Consider the following 17,443-nt stretch of genomic DNA (forward strand, 5'->3'; position numbering starts at 1 on the left):
GTGGGGCGTTGACCGGCGCGACGCGCGCCAGGGTTCCGCCCGCGAAACATAGAGCGAAAAATTCGGTACGGGTTCAGCACTCGAAGGCGTTTTTCAGCCAAAGAAGCGGTTGCCCAGCGTGGCCTTGGCCCTGCAGGGCGACTACGTCGAAGCGGCAGGGTTGAGCGGCCCAGCGGGGTTCTTTATGCAGGAAAAGGGTGGCGGCCAGCGCCAGTCGCTTCTGCTTGCGCTCGTCGATACTGCCGAGCGCGCCGCCGAAGTCCGCGTGCAGCCGGTAGCGGACTTCGACGAATACTACTGTATCGGCATCGAGCATGACCAGATCGAGCTCGCCACCCTTGCATCGCCAGTTGCGCGTAACCAGCTGAAGACCCTGCCCCTCGAGAAAACCGAGGGCCTGGTCTTCGGCGGCCTGGCCCGCGCTACTGGGCGATGCGCCGGGCATCAGCGTGGGGTGTCCGGCAGGCGCTTGACCTGGCCGCCGGAGAACTCGGCCCAGGGCAGTTGGCGCTCGACACGCTGTGCGGCGTTGATGCTCAGGCTGCCGGACAGGCCCTCGATGCGGTTGCCGGGCAGTGCTTTGAGCTGGCCGAGGCGTGGCGCCAGGCTGTAGGCGTCGACGCCCATGGCATACAGGCGGCCGAGGCTGCCGGCGGCCTGTGGCCACTGTTGCACCACCTGCTGGCGCAGGCTGTTGGTGTTGTCCAGCAGCCACGGGGTTTCGCAGAAGCGGATGCCGTTCATGTCGTTGTACTGGTTGACGTCGCCGCTGGCGCTGTACAGGTTGGAGGTGGCGTACACCGGCACGTCACCGGCGTACTGGAAGTTCAGCGTTGGCTTGATCTGCTGGGCCTGTTGCGGGGTAGCGGCGAGGAAGATGAAGTCGATGTCCTGGCGACGCGACGGTTGCGCGGCGATGTCACCACCGACGGTGCTTTGCAGGCTCTTGGCCCGGCCTTCGCTCTGGCGCAGCTGGAACAGGTCGGCGATCTGCTGGGCGAGGGCGACCGGCTGGGCGATGCGCTCGGCGGCCAGCAGGGTGCCGCCGTTGGCTTCCCAGTCCTGGCGGAACGCGGCGAGGACGCGATCGCCCCATTCGCCGCGCGGTACCAACGCGACTGCGCGGACCTTGCCGTCGGCGCGGGCGCGACGGGCGACTTCGCGCGCTTCGTCTTCAGCCGCGAGGCCGAACTGGAACAGCTGTGGCGGTGCTTTCTGGCCGGCGTCGGCGTAGTTCAGGGCCAGGGTGGTGATGGGCAGCTGTGGGTAGTCCGCAAGCTTTTTCACCAGCGGTTTTTCCAGTGGGCCGACCACCAGTTGCACGCCGGCAGCCTGGGCCTGGCGATAGAAGTCATCGAGCGAGGTGATGCGCGAGCTGTCGAATACCTGCACCGCTGGGGCCGGTTGACCGCCTTGCTGGGCCTGGAAGTGGGCAGCCATGAAACCGTCGCGCAGGGCGCGGGCGACGCCGGCCAGCTGGCCTTCCTGGGGCAGCAGCAGGGCGATCTTGGTCAGCGGTTGGCTGGCCAGCTCTTTAAGCTTGGTGAGGGCCAGCGGCAGTTGCTGGGCGGCTGGGTGATCGGGGTGCTGTTTTTTCCAGGTGTCGATGGCGGCCTGTTGCTGCTCCAGGGTGCCGGCGCTCTTCACCGCCAAGGCCAGGCTGGTCCAGCCGGCGAGGGTTTCATTGTTGCTCGGCTGTTGCAGTTGCTCGGCCGGCAGCGCGGCGACCAGCGCCCAGATCAAGTCGTTGTTGGCGGCGGCGGCCTGGCCGCTGAGCAGGGGTGCGAGCAGCACGCGCTGCTGGGCGGCGGCCAGCGCCTGGCCATCGGCTTCGAGGGCGGCGGCGTGGACGTTGTAGGTGCGCGCTTGCTGCTGTTCCGGTAGCTCGCCGACGCGTTGCAGGCTCGGGTGGGCGAGGGCGGTCAGCGCGGCCTTGGGCTGGTTGCGGCTCATGGCCAGTTCTGCGGCCAGGGTGGAGGCGAACACTTGCTGGGCGGGCTTGAGCGAATCCAGCGGGACCTGCTCGAGGATGCGCGCCGAGCGTGGGAAGTCCTTCTGCTTGTACGCCAGGTCCGCGGCGCTCAGGCGCAGCAGCGCCGCGTCTTCGGCGGACTTGCTGGTGGCTGCCTTGTCGAGCAGCTGCTCGATGCTGGCATCCGGGGTGCGCGGCAGTTCGCCCAGGCTGGATGAGGGCGAGCTGGCGCAGGCTGCCAGCAGGGCGGCGAGGCAGAGGGCTGTGAACAGCCGCAGGCAAGCGATCATGTAAAGGTCCTGTTACTCGATCAAGTTGGCCGGCAATTGTACCCAAGCGGGGGCCGGGGCGCGAACTCGCCGAACGCGAACCTTCACTATAGGTGGCTTGGGCTGGGCGGGGAGTGAAGTTCTTTGCGCCCTGTTGCGGGCGCTCGGGCTACAATGGCGCCTTTGATCCGAACGGCAGGTGTGCGCAGTGACTGAGGTGGCAGGGGCTTCGAAATCGACGATGGGTACGCTGTATGTGGTCGCCACGCCCATCGGCAACCTTGACGACATGAGCGCGCGGGCGTTGAAAGTGCTGGCGCAGGTGAGCCTGATTGCCGCCGAAGACACCCGGCACTCGGTGCGCCTGCTTCAGCATTTCGGCATCGATACGCCGTTGGCGGCCTGCCATGAACACAATGAGCGGGATGAGGGCGGGCGGTTCATCACAAGGCTACTGGCCGGCGATGACGTGGCGCTGGTATCCGATGCGGGCACGCCACTGATTTCCGATCCTGGCTATCACCTGGTGCGCCAGGCGCGCGCGGCGGGGGTCCAGGTGGTGCCGGTGCCGGGTGCCTGCGCCCTGATCGCCGCGTTGTCGGCAGCCGGGTTGCCTTCCGATCGTTTCATCTTCGAAGGCTTTCTGCCCGCCAAGTCCGCTGGGCGGCGTGCGCGCCTGGAACAGGTCAGGGAGGAGTCGCGGACCCTGATCTTCTATGAGGCCCCGCATCGCATCCTCGAGTGCCTCGAAGACATGGAGGTGGTGTTCGGCGCCGAACGCCCGGCGGTGTTGGCGCGGGAAATCACCAAGACCTTCGAAACGCTCAAGGGCTTGCCTCTGGGTGAGTTGCGCGCGTTCGTGCAAGGTGACAGCAACCAGCAGCGGGGTGAGTGCGTGGTGCTGGTGGCGGGCTGGACTGCACCTGATGACGAACAGGCAATCAGCACCGAGGCGCAGCGAGTGCTGGATCTGCTACTGGCCGAATTGCCGCTCAAGCGTGCGGCGGCATTGGCGGCCGAGATCACCGGTGTGCGCAAGAACCTGCTGTATCAGTTGGCGCTGGAAAAGCAGAAAGCCCAATAGTGGCTCTATGATATTGATTGTCGCATCGCTTGTTCTTGAGCGCGTCTGACGGTAACCTTGGCGGCGGAGAGTCGATCGGACAGTCGCTGCCGTCTTTTGTTCCGCAAAAGGCGGGGGAGGAAAGTCCGGGCTCCGCAGGGCAGAGTGCCAGGTAACGCCTGGGAGGCGCGAGCCTACGGAAAGTGCCACAGAAAATAACCGCCTAAGCACTTCGGTGCCGGTAAGGGTGAAAAGGTGCGGTAAGAGCGCACCGCACGGCTGGCAACAGTTCGTGGCTAGGTAAACCCCACTCGGAGCAAGACCAAATAGGGTTCCATACGGCGTGGCCCGCGTCGGAACCGGGTAGGTTGCTAGAGGCGTCCAGTGATGGCCGTCGTAGAGGAATGACTGTCCTCGACAAAACCCGGCTTACAGATCGACTCTCCACCTCTCCTTCTCCTGCTTGATTCGATAGCAGATGCCCCTTCGTAATACCGAAAAAATCTTACTCTTAATAAATTACTTTAACTTCGAACTCTATCCGCCTGAGTGCGTTTGATTTTTTCCGTCGCTTTTCATCTCCGCTAATCCTTTTCCCTTCCTTTGTTGCGCTAAATCCACGTCCTGTAAGGGTTTTCCTTATGAACGTGCCTTGACGGTGTGGCGGACGGATTCCTATAGTGTGCGCAAGTGGCAGAAAGTGGGATGAAGTGGGTTTTCTGGCACAAAAAAGCTAACATTGTGGGGAATCGCAGCCGTGTTCCGCGGAGCCAACGCCGTCAGCCTCGATGCCAAGGGTCGGCTCGCCATGCCGAGTCGGTACCGTGACGAGCTCGATTCGCGTTGCAATGGTCAGTTAATCGTGACCATCGACGCGGTTGACCCCTGCTTGTGTGTTTATCCCCTCGATGAGTGGGAACAGATTGAAGCCAAGTTGCGCGCCTTGCCGTCGTTGCGTGAGGAAAACCGCCGCCTGCAGCGTTTGCTGATTGGCAATGCGGTGGACCTGGAGCTCGACGGCAGTGGGCGTTTCCTGGTGCCGCCCCGCCTGCGTGAATACGCCAAGCTCGACAAGAAGGCGATGCTGGTGGGGCAGCTGAACAAATTCCAGCTGTGGGATGAGGATGCCTGGAACGCGGTTTCGGCAGCCGACCTTGCAGCTATTCAACAACCGGGCGCCATGCCCGATGACTTGCGTGACCTGATCCTGTGACCATAGATAGCGGCTTCAACCACATCACCGTCCTGCTCGACGAAGCTGTCGAGGCATTGGCTCTGCGCGCCGACGGTTGCTATCTGGACGGCACCTTCGGGCGTGGCGGCCACAGCCGCCTGATCCTCAGCAAACTTGGGCCGCAAGGGCGGCTGCTGGGGTTCGACAAGGATCCTCAAGCGATTGCCACCGGGCAGGCGCTGGCGGCCGAAGACGGCCGCTTTGTCATTGTGCAGCGCAGCTTTGCCGAGCTGGGTGACGAAGTGCGTGAACGCGGCCTGGACGGCAAGGTCAGCGGCATCCTGCTCGACCTGGGCGTATCTTCGCCACAGTTGGACGACCCCGAGCGCGGTTTCAGCTTCCTCAACGACGGCCCTTTGGACATGCGCATGAACCCGGACCACGGCATCAGTGCCGCCGAGTTCATCGCCACTGCGGCGGAGGAAGAAATCGCCCGTGTGTTCAAAGAGTACGGCGAGGAGCGCTTCGCCAAGCGCATGGCCCGCGCCGTGGTGCTGCGCCGTGAACAGCAGCCGTTTACCCGCACCGGCGACCTGGCCGAAGTGCTCAAGGTTGCCAACCCCGCCTGGGAAAAGGGCAAGAACCCGGCGACTCGCGCGTTCCAGGGCCTGCGTATTCACGTCAACAACGAGTTGGGCGACCTCGAAGTCGGCCTTGAAGCCGCGATCGACGCGCTCGAGGTGGGTGGCCGCCTGGCAGTGATCAGCTTCCACTCGCTGGAAGACCGTATCGTCAAGCTGTTCATGCGCAAGCTGGCCAAGGGCGAGGCGGACAACCTGCCGCGTAACCTGCCGGTCCAGCACAAGGTATTCGAGCCCAAGATCAAGCTCATCGGCAAGGCGCAGTTCGCCTCCGACGAAGAACTCAAGGCCAACCCGCGGTCGCGCAGCGCCGTGATGCGGGTGGCGGAGAAGCTTCGGTGAGCCGGCTGTACGCCAAACCTCTGCCAGGCGGAAGCTTCCTGATGCTTCTGCTGTTCGTGGGCGTGCTCGTCTCGGCCATCGCCGTGTCGTACAGCGCGCACTGGAATCGCCAGTTGCTCAACACCCTGTACGGTGAGCTGAGCGAGCGCGACAAGGCCCAGGCCGAATGGGGTCGGTTGATCCTGGAGCAAAGCACCTGGACTGCCCACAGCCGTATCGAAAGCCTCGCCAGCGAACAGCTGAAGATGCGCGTCCCCGCTGCTGACGAAGTGCGGATGGTGGCGCCATGATGAAGCTCGAAGGCGCACTCTACCCCTGGCGCTTCCGCGTGGTCATCGGCCTGCTGGCATTGATGGTCGGTGCCATCTGCTGGCGGATCATCGACCTGCAGGTGGTCGACCGCGACTTCCTCAAAGGCCAGGGCGATGCCCGCAGCCTGCGCCACATCCCGATCCCCGCGCACCGTGGCCTGATCACCGACCGCAACGGTGAACCGCTGGCCGTGAGTACCCCAGTCACCACCCTGTGGGCCAACCCCAAGGAAATGCAGGTGGCCAAGGACCGTTGGCCACAACTGGCCGCGGCACTGGGGCAGAATGCCCAGCAACTGACCGAGCGCCTGACGCAGCAGGCTGGCAAAGAGTTCATCTACCTGGTCCGGGGCCTCACCCCAGAGCAGGGGCAGCATGTGCTCGACCTGAAAGTCCCTGGCGTTTACGGCCTCGAAGAGTTCCGCCGTTTCTATCCGGCCGGCGACGTCACCGCCCATATGGTCGGCTTCACCGACCTCGACGACCACGGTCGCGAAGGGGTGGAGCTGGCCTACGACGAATGGCTGGCGGGCGTGCCCGGCAAGCGGCAGGTGATCAAGGACCGGCGCGGTCGGTTGATCAAGGACATCCAGGTCACCAAGAACGCCAAGGCCGGCAAGACCTTGGCGTTGTCGATTGACCTGCGCCTGCAATACCTGGCCACCCGCGAGCTGCGCAACGCCATTGCCGAGCAGGAGGCCAAGGCGGGCAGCCTGGTGATCATGGACGTCAAGACCGGCGAAGTGCTGGCCATGGTCAACCAACCCACCTACAACCCGAACAACCGCCGCAGCATGTTCCCGGCAGCGATGCGCAACCGGGCGATCATCGACGTGTTCGAGCCCGGCTCGACGGTCAAGCCGATCTCGATGAGCGCCGCGTTGCAGAGCGGCCGCTGGAAACCCACCGACAAGGTCGAGGTGTATCCGGGCAGCCTGCAGATCGGCCGTTACACCATCAAGGACGTGTCCAAGAGCGAGGGCCCGATCCTCGACCTGACCGGCATCCTGATCAACTCCAGTAACGTGGGGATGAGCAAGATCGCCTTCGATATCGGTGGCGAGGCCATCTACCGGGTGATGTCCCAGGTCGGGCTTGGCCAGTACACCGGCCTCGGCTTCCCTGGCGAGCGCGTCGGCAACCTGCCCAACCACCGCGAGTGGCGCAAGGCCGAAACCGCCACGCTGTCTTACGGCTATGGCGTTTCGGTGACCGCGCTGCAGCTGGTGCACGCCTACGCCGCGCTGGCCAACGACGGCAAGATGGTGCCGCTGTCCATCCTCAAGGTCGACAAGGCGCCGGAAGCGGTGCAGGCGATCCCGAAAGAAACCGCCGAAACCGTGCAGGCCATGCTGCAGCAGGTGATCGAGGCGCCGCGCGGGGTGTTCCGTGCCCAGGTGCCGTTCTATCACGTAGGTGGCAAGTCGGGTACCGCGCGTAAAGCCACCGTCGGCTCCAAGGGTTACACCGAGAACGCCTACCGCTCGTTGTTCGCCGGCTTCGGCCCGATGAGCGACCCGCGCTACGCGATCGTCGTGGTCATCGACGAACCGAGCAAGGGTGGCTACTTCGGTGGCCTGGTCTCGGCCCCTGTATTCAGCAAAGTGATGTCGGGCACCCTGCGTCTGATGAATGTGCCGCCGGACAACCTGCCGGCGCCTTCGACGCAGCAAGCCAACGCAGTACCCGCTAACGGAGGGCGTGGATAATGACGATGCCATTGAGCAAGCTGTTCGCCAACGCCAGCCGCGACCCGCTGATCCGTGAACTGACCCTGGACAGCCGCGCCGTGCGGCCGGGCGACCTGTTCCTGGCGGTGCCCGGCGCCAAGGTCGACGGCCGCTCGCATATCGCCGACGCCCTGGCCCGTGGTGCAGCGGCTGTCGCCTATGAAGAGCAGGGCGCCAGTGTGCTGCCGATCACCGACGTGCCGCTGATTCCGGTCAAGGGCCTGATCGGCCAACTGTCGCAGATCGCTGGGCGCTTCTACGGCGAGCCGAGCCGTCAGTTGGACCTGGTCGGCGTCACCGGCACCAACGGCAAGACCAGCGTTACCCAACTGCTGGCCCAGGCGCTCGATGCCCTCGGTCAGCGCTGCGGCCTGATCGGCACGCTGGGCACTGGTTTCTATGGCGAGCTGCAGAGTGGCCGCCTGACCACGCCCGACCCGATTGCCGTGCAGGCGACCCTCAACGACCTGAAGAAGGGCGGCGCCAAAGCCGTGGCCATGGAGGTTTCCTCCCATGCCCTGGAGCAGGGGCGTGTTGCCGCGCTGGAATTCGATATCGCGGTGATGACCAACCTGTCCCGTGACCACCTCGACTACCACGGCAGCATGCAGGCCTACGAGGCCGCCAAGGCCAAGCTGTTCGCCTGGCCGAGCCTGCGTTGCCAGGTGGTCAATTTGGACGACGGGTTCGGCCAGCGCCTGGCAGCCGACTTTGCCAATCGCCCCATCACCGGTCACAACGATGCTCGGTTGATCAGCTATAGCCTGGAAAACCCGGACGCCTCGTTGTTCTGTCGCGAAGCCCGTTTCAGTGACGATGGCGTGCACGCCACCCTGGTCACTGCCCAGGGCGAGCGTACCCTGCGCAGCCAGTTGCTGGGGCGCTTCAACCTGAGCAATATGCTCGCCGCCGTGGCAACGCTGCTGGCCCTGGATTATTCGCTGGACGAAATTCTCAAGGTCACCCCGCAGTTGCAAGGCCCGGTCGGCCGTATGCAACGCCTGGGCGGCGGCGACAAACCGCTGGTGGTGGTCGATTACGCCCACACCCCGGATGCCCTGGAAAAAGTCCTCGAGGCCCTGCGCCCCCATGCCCACGGCAAGCTGGTGTGCCTGTTCGGCTGTGGCGGCGACCGTGATGCCGGCAAGCGCCCGCTGATGGCCGAAGTGGCCGAGCGCCTGGCCGACCGCGTGCTGGTCACCGACGACAACCCCCGTACCGAAGACCCGTTGCGGATCTTCGACGATATTCGCCCTGGTTTCACCAAACCCGCCGACGTCGAGTTCGTCGCTGGTCGTGGCCAGGCCATCGCCCACCTGATCGCCACTGCCAGTGCCGACGACGTGGTCGTCCTGGCCGGCAAGGGGCACGAGGACTACCAGGAGATCAACGGCGAACGCCATGACTTCTCCGACCTGGTCGAAGCCGACAAGGCACTTGCCGCCTGGGAGGCTCCACATGCTTAAGCCCATGACCCTCAGCCAACTGACCGGCGCGCTGAATGCCCGCCTGGTCGGTGCCGATGCCAGCTTCACCGGCGTCAGCATCGACAGCCGCACGGTTGCTACTGGCCAGCTGTTCGTCGCCCTCACCGGCCCGCGCTTCGATGGCCACGACTACCTGGCCGACGTGAAGGCCAAGGGGGCCGTCGCCGCGCTGGTCGAGCGTGAAGTCGCCGATGTCGACTTGCCGCAGCTGCTGGTCGCCGACTGCCGTGTCGCGCTCGGCCAGCTGGGTGCGCTGAACCGCGCCGCGTTCGACAAGCCGGTGGTGGCCATTACCGGCTCCAGCGGCAAGACCACGGTCAAAGAGATGCTGGCCGCGATCCTGCGCACCCGCGGGCCGGTGCATGCCACCCGTGGCAACCTCAACAACGACCTCGGTGCGCCACTGACACTGCTGGAAATCGCGCCTGAGCACAGTGCGGCGGTCATCGAGCTGGGCGCCTCGCGTATCGGTGAGATCCGCTACACCGTCGGCCTCACTCGGCCGCAGGTGGTGATCATCAACAACGCCGGCACCGCCCACGTAGGCGAGTTCGGTGGCCCGGAAAAGATCGTCGAGGCCAAGGGAGAAATCCTCGAAGGCCTGGGCGAGGGCGGTACCGCCATTCTCAACCTGGCCGACAAAGCCTTCGACATCTGGCGCAAGCGTGCGGGCAACCACCGCCTCTTCAGCTTCGCGCTGGACAACCCACAGGCTGATTTCCATGCCAGCGACATCGGCCGTGACGCCCGTGGTTGCCCGTCGTTCACCCTTCACGGCCCTGATGGCAGCGTGCCGGTGCAGCTGAACCTGTTGGGTACCCACAACGTCAGCAATGCCCTGGCCGCCGCCGCCGCCGCCCATGCCGTTGGTCTGACCTTGAACGGCATCGCCGCCGGCCTGAATGCCGTGCAACCGGTCAAGGGCCGCACCGTGGCGCAGGTCGCACCCAACGGTGTGCGGGTCATCGACGACAGCTACAACGCAAATCCCACCTCGATGTGTGCGGCCATTGATATACTCGCCGGCTTTTCCGGGCGCACCGTTCTGGTGCTCGGGGATATCGGCGAACTGGGCCAATGGGCCGAGGAAGGCCACCGCCAGGTAGGTGACTACGCACGCGGCAAGGTCGACGCGCTGTACGCAGTGGGCAGCAACATGGCCCATGCGGTGCAGGCGTTCGGCGCCAATGGCCGCCATTTCGCTACTCAAGCTGAGCTGATCGATGCCGTTCGCGCCGAAACCGCCAGCGACACCACTATCTTGATCAAGGGCTCGCGCAGCGCTGCGATGGAAAACGTCGTGGCCGCATTGTGCGGTGCCAGCGGGGAGAAACATTAATGCTGCTGCTGTTGGCCGAGTATCTGCAACAGTTCCACAAGGGCTTCGCGGTCTTCCAGTACCTGTCGTTGCGCGGGATCCTGGGCGTGCTGACCGCACTCTCGCTCGCCCTGTGGCTGGGCCCGTGGATGATCCGTACCCTGCAGATCCGCCAGATTGGCCAGGCCGTGCGTAACGACGGCCCGCAATCGCACCTGTCCAAGTCGGGCACCCCGACCATGGGTGGCGCGCTGATTCTTTCCGCCATCGCCATCAGCACCCTGCTGTGGGCCGACCTGAGCAACCGCTATGTGTGGGTGGTGTTGATCGTCACCCTGGCGTTCGGCGCCATCGGCTGGGTCGATGACTACCGCAAGGTGATCGAGAAGAACTCCCGTGGCCTGCCCAGCCGCTGGAAGTACTTCTGGCAGTCGGTGTTCGGCCTGGCGGCAGCAGTGTTCCTCTACAAAACCGCCCCGACCAGCGTCGAAACCACGCTGATCATCCCCATGCTCAAGGACTTCGCCATCCCGCTGGGTGCCGGGTTCATCGTGCTCACCTATTTCGTCATCGTCGGCTCCAGCAACGCGGTCAACCTGACCGACGGCCTCGATGGCCTGGCGATCATGCCGACGGTGATGGTCGGCGGCGCCCTGGGCATCTTCTGCTACCTGTCGGGCAACGTGAAATTCGCCGAATACCTGTTGATCCCTTACGTGCCGGGCGCTGGCGAGCTGATCGTGTTCTGCGGCGCGCTGATCGGTGCCGGCCTGGGTTTCCTGTGGTTCAACACCTACCCGGCCCAGGTGTTCATGGGCGACGTCGGCGCCCTGGCGCTGGGCGCGGCACTGGGCACCATCGCCGTGATCGTTCGCCAGGAGATCGTGCTGTTCATCATGGGCGGCGTGTTCGTGATGGAAACCCTGTCGGTGGTCATCCAGGTCGCGTCGTTCAAGCTCACCGGCAAGCGCGTGTTCCGCATGGCGCCGATTCACCACCACTTTGAACTCAAGGGTTGGCCCGAGCCTCGGGTGATCGTCCGCTTCTGGATCATCACCGTGATCCTGGTGCTGATCGGCCTTGCCACCCTGAAACTGAGGTAAACGAGCGTGTCACTGATCGCTTCCGACCAATTCCGCATCGTTGTCGGCCTCGGCAAGAGCGGCATGTCCCTGGTTCGCTTCCTGGCGAGCCGGGGCATTGCCTTTGCGGTCGCCGACACCCGTGAGCAACCGCCGGAACTGGATACCCTGCGCCGTGACTACCCGCAGGTGGAAGTGCGCTGTGGTGAGCTGGACGTGGACTTCCTGTGCCGCGCCAACGAGCTGTACGTGAGCCCCGGCCTGGCCCTGGCCACCCCGGCGCTGCAGCAGGCCGCTGCACGTGGCGTGACGCTGTCCGGCGACATCGAGCTGTTCGCCCGCCACGCCAAGGCCCCGATCGTGGCCATCAGTGGTTCCAACGCCAAGAGCACCGTCACCACCCTGGTCGGCGAGATGGCCGCCAAGGCGGGCAAACGTGTGGCAGTGGGCGGCAACCTCGGCACACCAGCGCTGGACCTGCTCGACGATGCGGTGGAGTTGTACGTGCTGGAGCTGTCGAGCTTCCAGCTGGAGACCACCGACCAGCTCAACGCCGAAGTGGCCACTGTGCTGAACATCAGCGAAGACCACATGGACCGCTACAGCGGCCTGCCGGCCTATCACCTGGCCAAGCACCGGATCTTCCGCGGTGCCCGCCAGGTCGTGGTGAACCGCCAGGACGCCCTGAGCCGGCCGCTGCCGGTCGAAGGCCGTCCGTGCTGGAGCTTCGGCCTCAACGCGCCGGACTTCAAGGCCTTCGGGTTGCGCGAAGTCGAGGGCGAGAAATACCTGGCCTTCGAGTTCCAGACGCTCATGCCCGTGCGCGAGCTGAAGATTCGTGGCGCCCACAACCAAAGCAATGCCCTGGCAGCATTGGCCCTGGGCCATGCCGCCGGGCTGCCGTTCGCGCCGATGCTCGAAGCCCTGCGCGAGTTCAAGGGCCTGGCCCATCGCTGCCAGTGGATCCGTGAACGCAACGGCGTGAACTGGTACGACGATTCCAAGGCCACCAACGTCGGCGCGGCCCTGGCCGCCATCGAAGGCCTGGGCGCCGATATCGAAGGGCAGTTGGTGCTGATCGCTGGCGGTGATGGCAAGGGCGCCGACTTCGGCGCGCTGCGCGAGCCGGTGGGCAAGTACTGCCGCGCCGTAGTGCTGCTGGGCCGCGATGCCGATCGCCTGGCCGAAACGCTCAAGGATGGTGTCCCGCTGGTGCGCGTGCAGACCCTGGACGAGGCCGTGCAGCGCTGTGCCGAGCTGGCCCAATCGGGCGACGCGGTGCTGCTGTCGCCAGCCTGCGCCAGCCTAGACATGTTCAAGAACTTCGAAGAACGCGGGCGCCTGTTCGCCCAGGCGGCGGAGGGGCTGGCATGATCTTCGGCATCCTCAAACCGTACCCGTCGCCGCTGATCAGCGGCCGTGGCATCGACATCGACTTTGCCCTGCTGGCCGGCTGCCTGGCGCTGCTCGGCCTGGGCCTGGTGATGATCACCTCGGCCTCGTCGGAAGTGGCTGCGGTGCAGTCGGGCAACCCGCTGTACCACATGTTCCGCCACCTGGTGTACGTCGTGCTCGGCCTGGGCGCCGGGCTGCTGACCCTGATGGTGCCGATCGCCACCTGGCAGCGCATGGGCTTCTTGATGCTGATCGGCGCCTTCGGCTTGTTGGTGCTGGTGTTGGTACCGGGCATCGGCCGTGAAGTGAACGGTTCGATGCGCTGGATCGGCTTCAGCTTCTTCAACGTCCAGCCGTCGGAGATTGCCAAGGTCTTCGTGGTCATCTACCTGGCCGGCTACCTCGTACGTCGCCAGACCGAGGTGCGCGAGAGCTGGATGGGCTTCTTCAAACCGTTCATCGTGCTGCTGCCGATGGCCGGCCTGCTGCTGATGGAGCCGGACTTCGGTGCCACCGTGGTGATGATGGGCGCTGCCGCGGCCATGCTGTTCCTGGGAGGGGTGGGGCTGTTCCGCTTCTCGCTGATGGTGGTGCTGGCGGTGATCTCGGTGGTGGTCCTGGTGCAGGCCCAGCCGTACCGGATGGCGCGTCTGATCACCTTCACCGACCCCTGGTCCGACCAGTTCGGCTCCGGCTACCAGCTCACCCAGGCGCTGATCGCCTTCGGCCGTGGCGAGTGGCTGGGCGTGGGCCTGGGCAACAGTGTGCAGAAGCAGTTCTACCTGCCCGAGGCGCACACTGACTTCGTGTTCTCGGTGCTGGCCGAGGAGCTGGGCGTGATCGGCTCGCTGCTGACCATCGCGCTGTTCGTCTTCATCACCGTGCGCGCTTTGTACATCGGCCTGTGGGCCGAGAAGGCCAAGCAGTTCTTTGCCGCCTACATGGCGTTCGGCCTGTCGTTCCTGTGGATCGGCCAGTTCCTGATCAACATCGGGGTGAACGTCGGCCTGCTGCCGACCAAGGGCCTGACCCTGCCATTCCTCAGCTACGGGGGCAGCTCGCTGGTGATCTGCTGCGCCTGCGTTGGGTTGTTGCTGCGCATCGAGTGGGAGAGTCGCACGCACCTGGGCAGCGAAGAGCACGAGTTCAACGAAAGCGACTTTGCCGAGGAGACCAGTCATGGCCGCTGACGGCAAGAATGTATTGATCATGGCCGGCGGTACCGGCGGCCACGTATTCCCGGCCCTGGCCTGCGCCCGCGAATTCCAGGCGCGCGGCTACAACGTGCACTGGCTGGGTACCCCGCGCGGCATCGAGAACGAACTGGTGCCCCAGGCCGGCCTGCCGCTGCACCTGATCCAGGTCACCGGCCTGCGCGGCAAGGGCAAGCTGTCGCTGCTCAAGGCGCCGTTCACCCTGGTCAAGGCCGTGCTGCAGGCGCGGCGCATCGTGCGCGAGCTCAAGCCGGTCTGCGTGATCGGCTTCGGTGGTTACGTGACCGGCCCTGGCGGTGTGGCCGCGCGGCTGTGCGGCGTACCGCTGGTGATCCACGAACAGAACGCCCGCGCGGGTACTGCCAACCGCCTGCTGGTGCCACTGTCGGCGCGGGTCTGCGAAGCCTTCCCAGGCACGTTCGAAGCCAGCGACAAGCTGCGTACCACCGGCAACCCGGTACGCCCGGAGCTGTTCATGGACGCGCAGCGCGCGCCCCTGGCCGAGCGCCGTGCGCGCCTGTTGGTCATGGGCGGCAGCCTGGGTGCGGAACCATTGAACAAATTGTTGCCTAAGGCCCTGTCCGAGGTGCCCGCGAACCTGCGCCCCGAGGTGTTCCACCAGGCTGGCAAGCATCACGCGCCGGTCACCGCCGAGCGTTACCAGGAGGCGGGGGTCGAGGCACAGGTAGAACCGTTCATCAAGGACATGGCCCACGCCTATGGCTGGGCCGACATGGTGGTGTGCCGGGCCGGCGCCCTGACCGTCAGCGAACTCGCGGCGGCGGGCCTGCCCTCGATGCTGGTGCCGTTGCCCCATGCAATCGACGACCACCAGACCCACAACGCCCAATATCTGGCTCGTGAAGGCGCTGCCTTCCTCATGCCACAAGCGACAACTGGCGCAGCGCAACTCGCTGAACGCCTGAACGAGGTGCTGATGCAACCCGAGAAACTCAACACCATGGCCGGCACCGCGCGGCGCCTGGCCAAACCTGCTGCAACCAGCACCGTGGTCGATATCTGCCTGGAGGTGGCCCATGGTTGAGAGCCAGAAAGCCATGCCGCAACCGAAGATGGGCCGTATCCGGCGCATCCACTTCGTCGGTATCGGCGGCGTGGGCATGTGCGGGATAGCCGAGGTGCTGCTGAACCTGGGCTACGAAGTGTCCGGCTCCGACCTCAAGGCGTCGCCGGTCACCGAGCGCCTGGAGTCGTTCGGCGCCGAGATCTTCGTCGGCCACCGCGCCGAGAACGCCGCCACGGCCGATGTACTGGTGGTGTCCAGCGCGATCAACCCGGCCAACCCGGAAGTCGCCACCGCCCTTGAGCGCCGCATCCCCGTGGTACCGCGCGCCGAGATGCTCGCCGAGCTGATGCGCTATCGCCACGGCGTGGCGGTGGCCGGCACCCACGGCAAGACCACCACCACCAGCCTGCTGGCCTCGGTGTTCGCCGCCGGTGGCCTGGACCCGACCTTCGTCATCGGTGGCCGGCTGACCGCCGCCGGTACCAATGCGCAGCTGGGCACCAGCCGCTACCTGATCGCCGAAGCCGACGAAAGCGATGCCAGCTTCCTGCACCTGCAACCGATGGTCGCGGTGGTCACCAACATCGACGCCGACCACATGGCCACGTACGAGGGCGACTTCAACAAGCTGAAGAAGACCTTCGTCGAGTTCCTGCACAACCTGCCGTTCTACGGGCTGGCAGTGATGTGCCTGGACGACTCGGTGGTGCGCGAGATCCTGCCGCAGGTCAAGCGCCCGACCGTGACCTATGGCTTCAGCGAAGAGGCTGACATCCGCGCCATCAACGTGCGCCAGCAGGGCATGCAGACCCACTTCACCGTGCTGCGCCGCGACTGCGAGCCGCTTGAGGTGTCGGTCAACATGCCGGGCAACCACAACGTGCTCAACGCCCTGGCCACCATCGCCATCGCCACCGACGAAGGCATCAGCGATGCAGCCATCGTCCAGGGCCTGTCGGGCTTCCAGGGCGTCGGCCGGCGCTTCCAGGTGTACGGCGAACTGCCGGTCGACGGTGGCAGCGTGATGCTGGTCGACGACTACGGCCACCACCCGACCGAGGTCGCCGCGGTGATCAAGGCCGTGCGTGGCGGCTGGCCGAGCCGCCGCCTGGTGATCGTCTACCAACCGCACCGCTACAGCCGCACCCGCGACCTGTACGACGATTTCGTGCAGGTGCTCGGCGATGCCAACGTGCTGCTGCTGATGGAGGTCTACCCGGCCGGCGAAGAGCCGATCCCCGGTGCCGACAGCCGCCAGCTGTGCCACAGCATCCGCCAGCGCGGCAAGCTGGACCCGATCTACATCGAACGTGGCGCCGAGCTGGCGCCGCTGGTCAAGCCGCTGCTGCGCGCCGGCGACATCCTGCTGTGCCAGGGTGCCGGTGATGTCGGCGGGCTGGCCCCGCAACTGATGAAAAGCCCGCTGTTCGCAGGCGCCAAGCAGGAGAAGTCGAAATGACCAGCGCCTACGACAAGCTGCACTCCACCCTCGACGTCAACGCCTTCGGCCGCGTCGCCGTGCTCTATGGCGGCAAGAGCGCCGAGCGCGAGGTGTCGCTGAAATCGGGCCGCGCCGTGATCGAAGCGCTGACCAGCGCCGGTGTCGACGTGGTCGGCATCGACGTCGGTGACGATCTGCTGGCCCGCCTGCAAAGCGAGAAGATCGACCGCGCCTTCATCATCCTCCACGGCCGTGGCGGTGAGGACGGCAGCATGCAGGGCCTGCTCGAGTGCCTCGGCATCCCCTACACCGGCAGCGGCATCCTCGCCTCGGCGCTGGCCATGGACAAGCTGCGCACCAAGCAGGTGTGGCAGAGCCTGGGTATCCCCACGCCACGCCACGCCGTGCTGGGCAGCGAACAGGATTGCGTCGCCGCCAGCGCGGAGCTGGGTTTCCCGTTGATCGTCAAGCCTGCCCATGAAGGTTCGAGCATCGGCATGGCCAAGGTGAGTAGCGAGCAAGAGTTGATCGCCGCCTGGAAAGACGCCGCCATGTACGACTCGCAGGTGCTGGTCGAGCAGTGGATTCACGGCCCGGAGTTCACCGTGGCGGTGCTGCGTGGCCAGGTGCTGCCTCCGATCGCCCTGGGCACCCCGCACGTGTTCTACGACTACGACGCCAAGTACATCGCCAATGACACCCAGTACCGCATCCCGTGCGGCCTGGACAACGTCAAAGAGCAAGAGCTGATCGACCTGACCGCGCGCGCCTGCGATGCCATCGGCATCGAAGGCTGGGGCCGTCTGGACGTGATGCAGGACGAGCAGGGCCGGTTCTGGCTGCTCGAAGTCAACACCGCACCCGGCATGACCGACCATAGCCTGGTGCCCATGGCGGCCCGCGCGGCCGGCCTGGACTTCCAGCAACTGGTGCTGGCGATCCTGGCCGACAGCGTAGCGACGCGAGGTTAAGCAGCC

General features: G+C 65.3%; 15 protein-coding genes and 1 other RNA gene. 14 read left to right on the forward strand and 2 right to left on the reverse strand.

Features of this window, described 5'->3' with window-relative positions; translation table 11 throughout:
- Positions 1-73: 73 nt before the first annotated feature.
- Positions 74-445 carry a YraN family protein gene (locus IX761_RS08845; RefSeq protein ID WP_194789214.1) on the reverse strand — a complete coding sequence of 124 codons (372 nt, stop codon included), beginning with the start codon at positions 443-445 and terminating at the stop codon, positions 74-76.
- Positions 445-2,262, reverse strand: a complete 1,818-nt coding sequence (locus IX761_RS08850) for a penicillin-binding protein activator (protein ID WP_194789215.1) — start codon at positions 2,260-2,262, stop codon at positions 445-447. Before IX761_RS08850 ends, IX761_RS08845 begins: the two co-directional genes overlap by 1 nt.
- A 220-nt stretch (positions 2,263-2,482) precedes the next feature.
- Here IX761_RS08850 and rsmI point away from each other — a divergent pair, with 220 nt between their 5' ends.
- The 14 genes from rsmI to IX761_RS08920 all read left to right on the forward strand — a co-directional run bounded on the left by rsmI (position 2,483) and on the right by IX761_RS08920 (position 17,437).
- Positions 2,483-3,325 (forward strand): 16S rRNA (cytidine(1402)-2'-O)-methyltransferase, encoded by an 843-nt coding sequence (gene rsmI, locus IX761_RS08855; protein ID WP_194789266.1) that lies wholly within the window; start codon positions 2,483-2,485, stop codon positions 3,323-3,325.
- 67 nt (positions 3,326-3,392) lie between these two features.
- Positions 3,393-3,752: RNase P RNA component class A (rnpB, locus tag IX761_RS08860), an RNA gene on the forward strand.
- 309 nt (positions 3,753-4,061) lie between these two features.
- On the forward strand, positions 4,062-4,517 hold the full coding sequence (gene mraZ, locus IX761_RS08865) for a division/cell wall cluster transcriptional repressor MraZ (RefSeq protein WP_011535546.1): 456 nt from the start codon (positions 4,062-4,064) through the stop codon (positions 4,515-4,517).
- On the forward strand, positions 4,514-5,461 hold the full coding sequence (rsmH, locus tag IX761_RS08870) for a 16S rRNA (cytosine(1402)-N(4))-methyltransferase RsmH (protein ID WP_416366765.1): 948 nt from the start codon (positions 4,514-4,516) through the stop codon (positions 5,459-5,461). Before mraZ ends, rsmH begins: the two co-directional genes overlap by 4 nt.
- Entirely contained in the window at positions 5,458-5,751 is a 294-nt protein-coding gene (gene ftsL, locus IX761_RS08875) for a cell division protein FtsL (RefSeq protein ID WP_194789216.1), read from the forward strand. The genes rsmH and ftsL overlap by 4 nt, the downstream gene beginning before the upstream one ends.
- Positions 5,751-7,481: a peptidoglycan D,D-transpeptidase FtsI family protein gene (locus tag IX761_RS08880; RefSeq protein ID WP_194789268.1), complete on the forward strand. Its 1,731-nt coding sequence runs from the start codon at positions 5,751-5,753 to the stop codon at positions 7,479-7,481. The genes ftsL and IX761_RS08880 overlap by 1 nt, the downstream gene beginning before the upstream one ends.
- Positions 7,481-8,968, forward strand: coding sequence for a UDP-N-acetylmuramoyl-L-alanyl-D-glutamate--2,6-diaminopimelate ligase (locus tag IX761_RS08885; protein ID WP_194789217.1), 1,488 nt, complete (start codon positions 7,481-7,483; stop codon positions 8,966-8,968). Before IX761_RS08880 ends, IX761_RS08885 begins: the two co-directional genes overlap by 1 nt.
- Positions 8,961-10,328 carry a UDP-N-acetylmuramoyl-tripeptide--D-alanyl-D-alanine ligase gene (locus IX761_RS08890; protein ID WP_194789218.1) on the forward strand — a complete coding sequence of 456 codons (1,368 nt, stop codon included), beginning with the start codon at positions 8,961-8,963 and terminating at the stop codon, positions 10,326-10,328. The genes IX761_RS08885 and IX761_RS08890 overlap by 8 nt, the downstream gene beginning before the upstream one ends.
- Complete coding sequence (mraY, locus tag IX761_RS08895; RefSeq protein ID WP_194789219.1) at positions 10,328-11,410, forward strand: phospho-N-acetylmuramoyl-pentapeptide-transferase; 1,083 nt, start codon at positions 10,328-10,330, stop codon at positions 11,408-11,410. Before IX761_RS08890 ends, mraY begins: the two co-directional genes overlap by 1 nt.
- Positions 11,411-11,416: 6 nt before the next feature.
- Positions 11,417-12,763: a UDP-N-acetylmuramoyl-L-alanine--D-glutamate ligase gene (gene murD, locus IX761_RS08900; protein WP_194789220.1), complete on the forward strand. Its 1,347-nt coding sequence runs from the start codon at positions 11,417-11,419 to the stop codon at positions 12,761-12,763.
- Positions 12,760-13,974: a putative lipid II flippase FtsW gene (gene ftsW, locus IX761_RS08905; protein ID WP_228533370.1), complete on the forward strand. Its 1,215-nt coding sequence runs from the start codon at positions 12,760-12,762 to the stop codon at positions 13,972-13,974. The genes murD and ftsW overlap by 4 nt, the downstream gene beginning before the upstream one ends.
- Entirely contained in the window at positions 13,964-15,043 is a 1,080-nt protein-coding gene (murG, locus tag IX761_RS08910) for an undecaprenyldiphospho-muramoylpentapeptide beta-N-acetylglucosaminyltransferase (RefSeq protein ID WP_194789221.1), read from the forward strand. Before ftsW ends, murG begins: the two co-directional genes overlap by 11 nt.
- Positions 15,036-16,484 carry a UDP-N-acetylmuramate--L-alanine ligase gene (gene murC, locus IX761_RS08915; protein ID WP_194789222.1) on the forward strand — a complete coding sequence of 483 codons (1,449 nt, stop codon included), beginning with the start codon at positions 15,036-15,038 and terminating at the stop codon, positions 16,482-16,484. Before murG ends, murC begins: the two co-directional genes overlap by 8 nt.
- Entirely contained in the window at positions 16,481-17,437 is a 957-nt protein-coding gene (locus tag IX761_RS08920) for a D-alanine--D-alanine ligase (RefSeq protein WP_194789223.1), read from the forward strand. Before murC ends, IX761_RS08920 begins: the two co-directional genes overlap by 4 nt.
- Positions 17,438-17,443 lie beyond the last annotated feature (6 nt).

The sequence above is a fragment of the Pseudomonas sp. UFMG81 genome (assembly GCF_015354575.1).
Taxonomy (GTDB): Bacteria; Pseudomonadota; Gammaproteobacteria; order Pseudomonadales; family Pseudomonadaceae; genus Aquipseudomonas.

Excerpts from the sequence above, each read along its gene's own strand:
- IX761_RS08845 (WP_194789214.1), bottom strand. The coding sequence starts at position 445 with ATGCCCGGCGCATCGCCCAGTAGCGCGGGCCAGGCCGCCGAAGACCAG.
- IX761_RS08850 (WP_194789215.1), bottom strand. The coding sequence starts at position 2,262 with ATGATCGCTTGCCTGCGGCTGTTCACAGCCCTCTGCCTCGCCGCCCTG.
- rsmI (WP_194789266.1), top strand. The coding sequence starts at position 2,483 with ATGGGTACGCTGTATGTGGTCGCCACGCCCATCGGCAACCTTGACGAC.
- IX761_RS08880 (WP_194789268.1), top strand. The coding sequence starts at position 5,751 with ATGAAGCTCGAAGGCGCACTCTACCCCTGGCGCTTCCGCGTGGTCATC.
- IX761_RS08885 (WP_194789217.1), top strand. The coding sequence starts at position 7,481 with ATGACGATGCCATTGAGCAAGCTGTTCGCCAACGCCAGCCGCGACCCG.
- IX761_RS08890 (WP_194789218.1), top strand. The coding sequence starts at position 8,961 with ATGCTTAAGCCCATGACCCTCAGCCAACTGACCGGCGCGCTGAATGCC.
- mraY (WP_194789219.1), top strand. The coding sequence starts at position 10,328 with ATGCTGCTGCTGTTGGCCGAGTATCTGCAACAGTTCCACAAGGGCTTC.
- ftsW (WP_228533370.1), top strand. The coding sequence starts at position 12,760 with ATGATCTTCGGCATCCTCAAACCGTACCCGTCGCCGCTGATCAGCGGC.
- murG (WP_194789221.1), top strand. The coding sequence starts at position 13,964 with ATGGCCGCTGACGGCAAGAATGTATTGATCATGGCCGGCGGTACCGGC.
- murC (WP_194789222.1), top strand. The coding sequence starts at position 15,036 with ATGGTTGAGAGCCAGAAAGCCATGCCGCAACCGAAGATGGGCCGTATC.
- IX761_RS08920 (WP_194789223.1), top strand. The coding sequence starts at position 16,481 with ATGACCAGCGCCTACGACAAGCTGCACTCCACCCTCGACGTCAACGCC.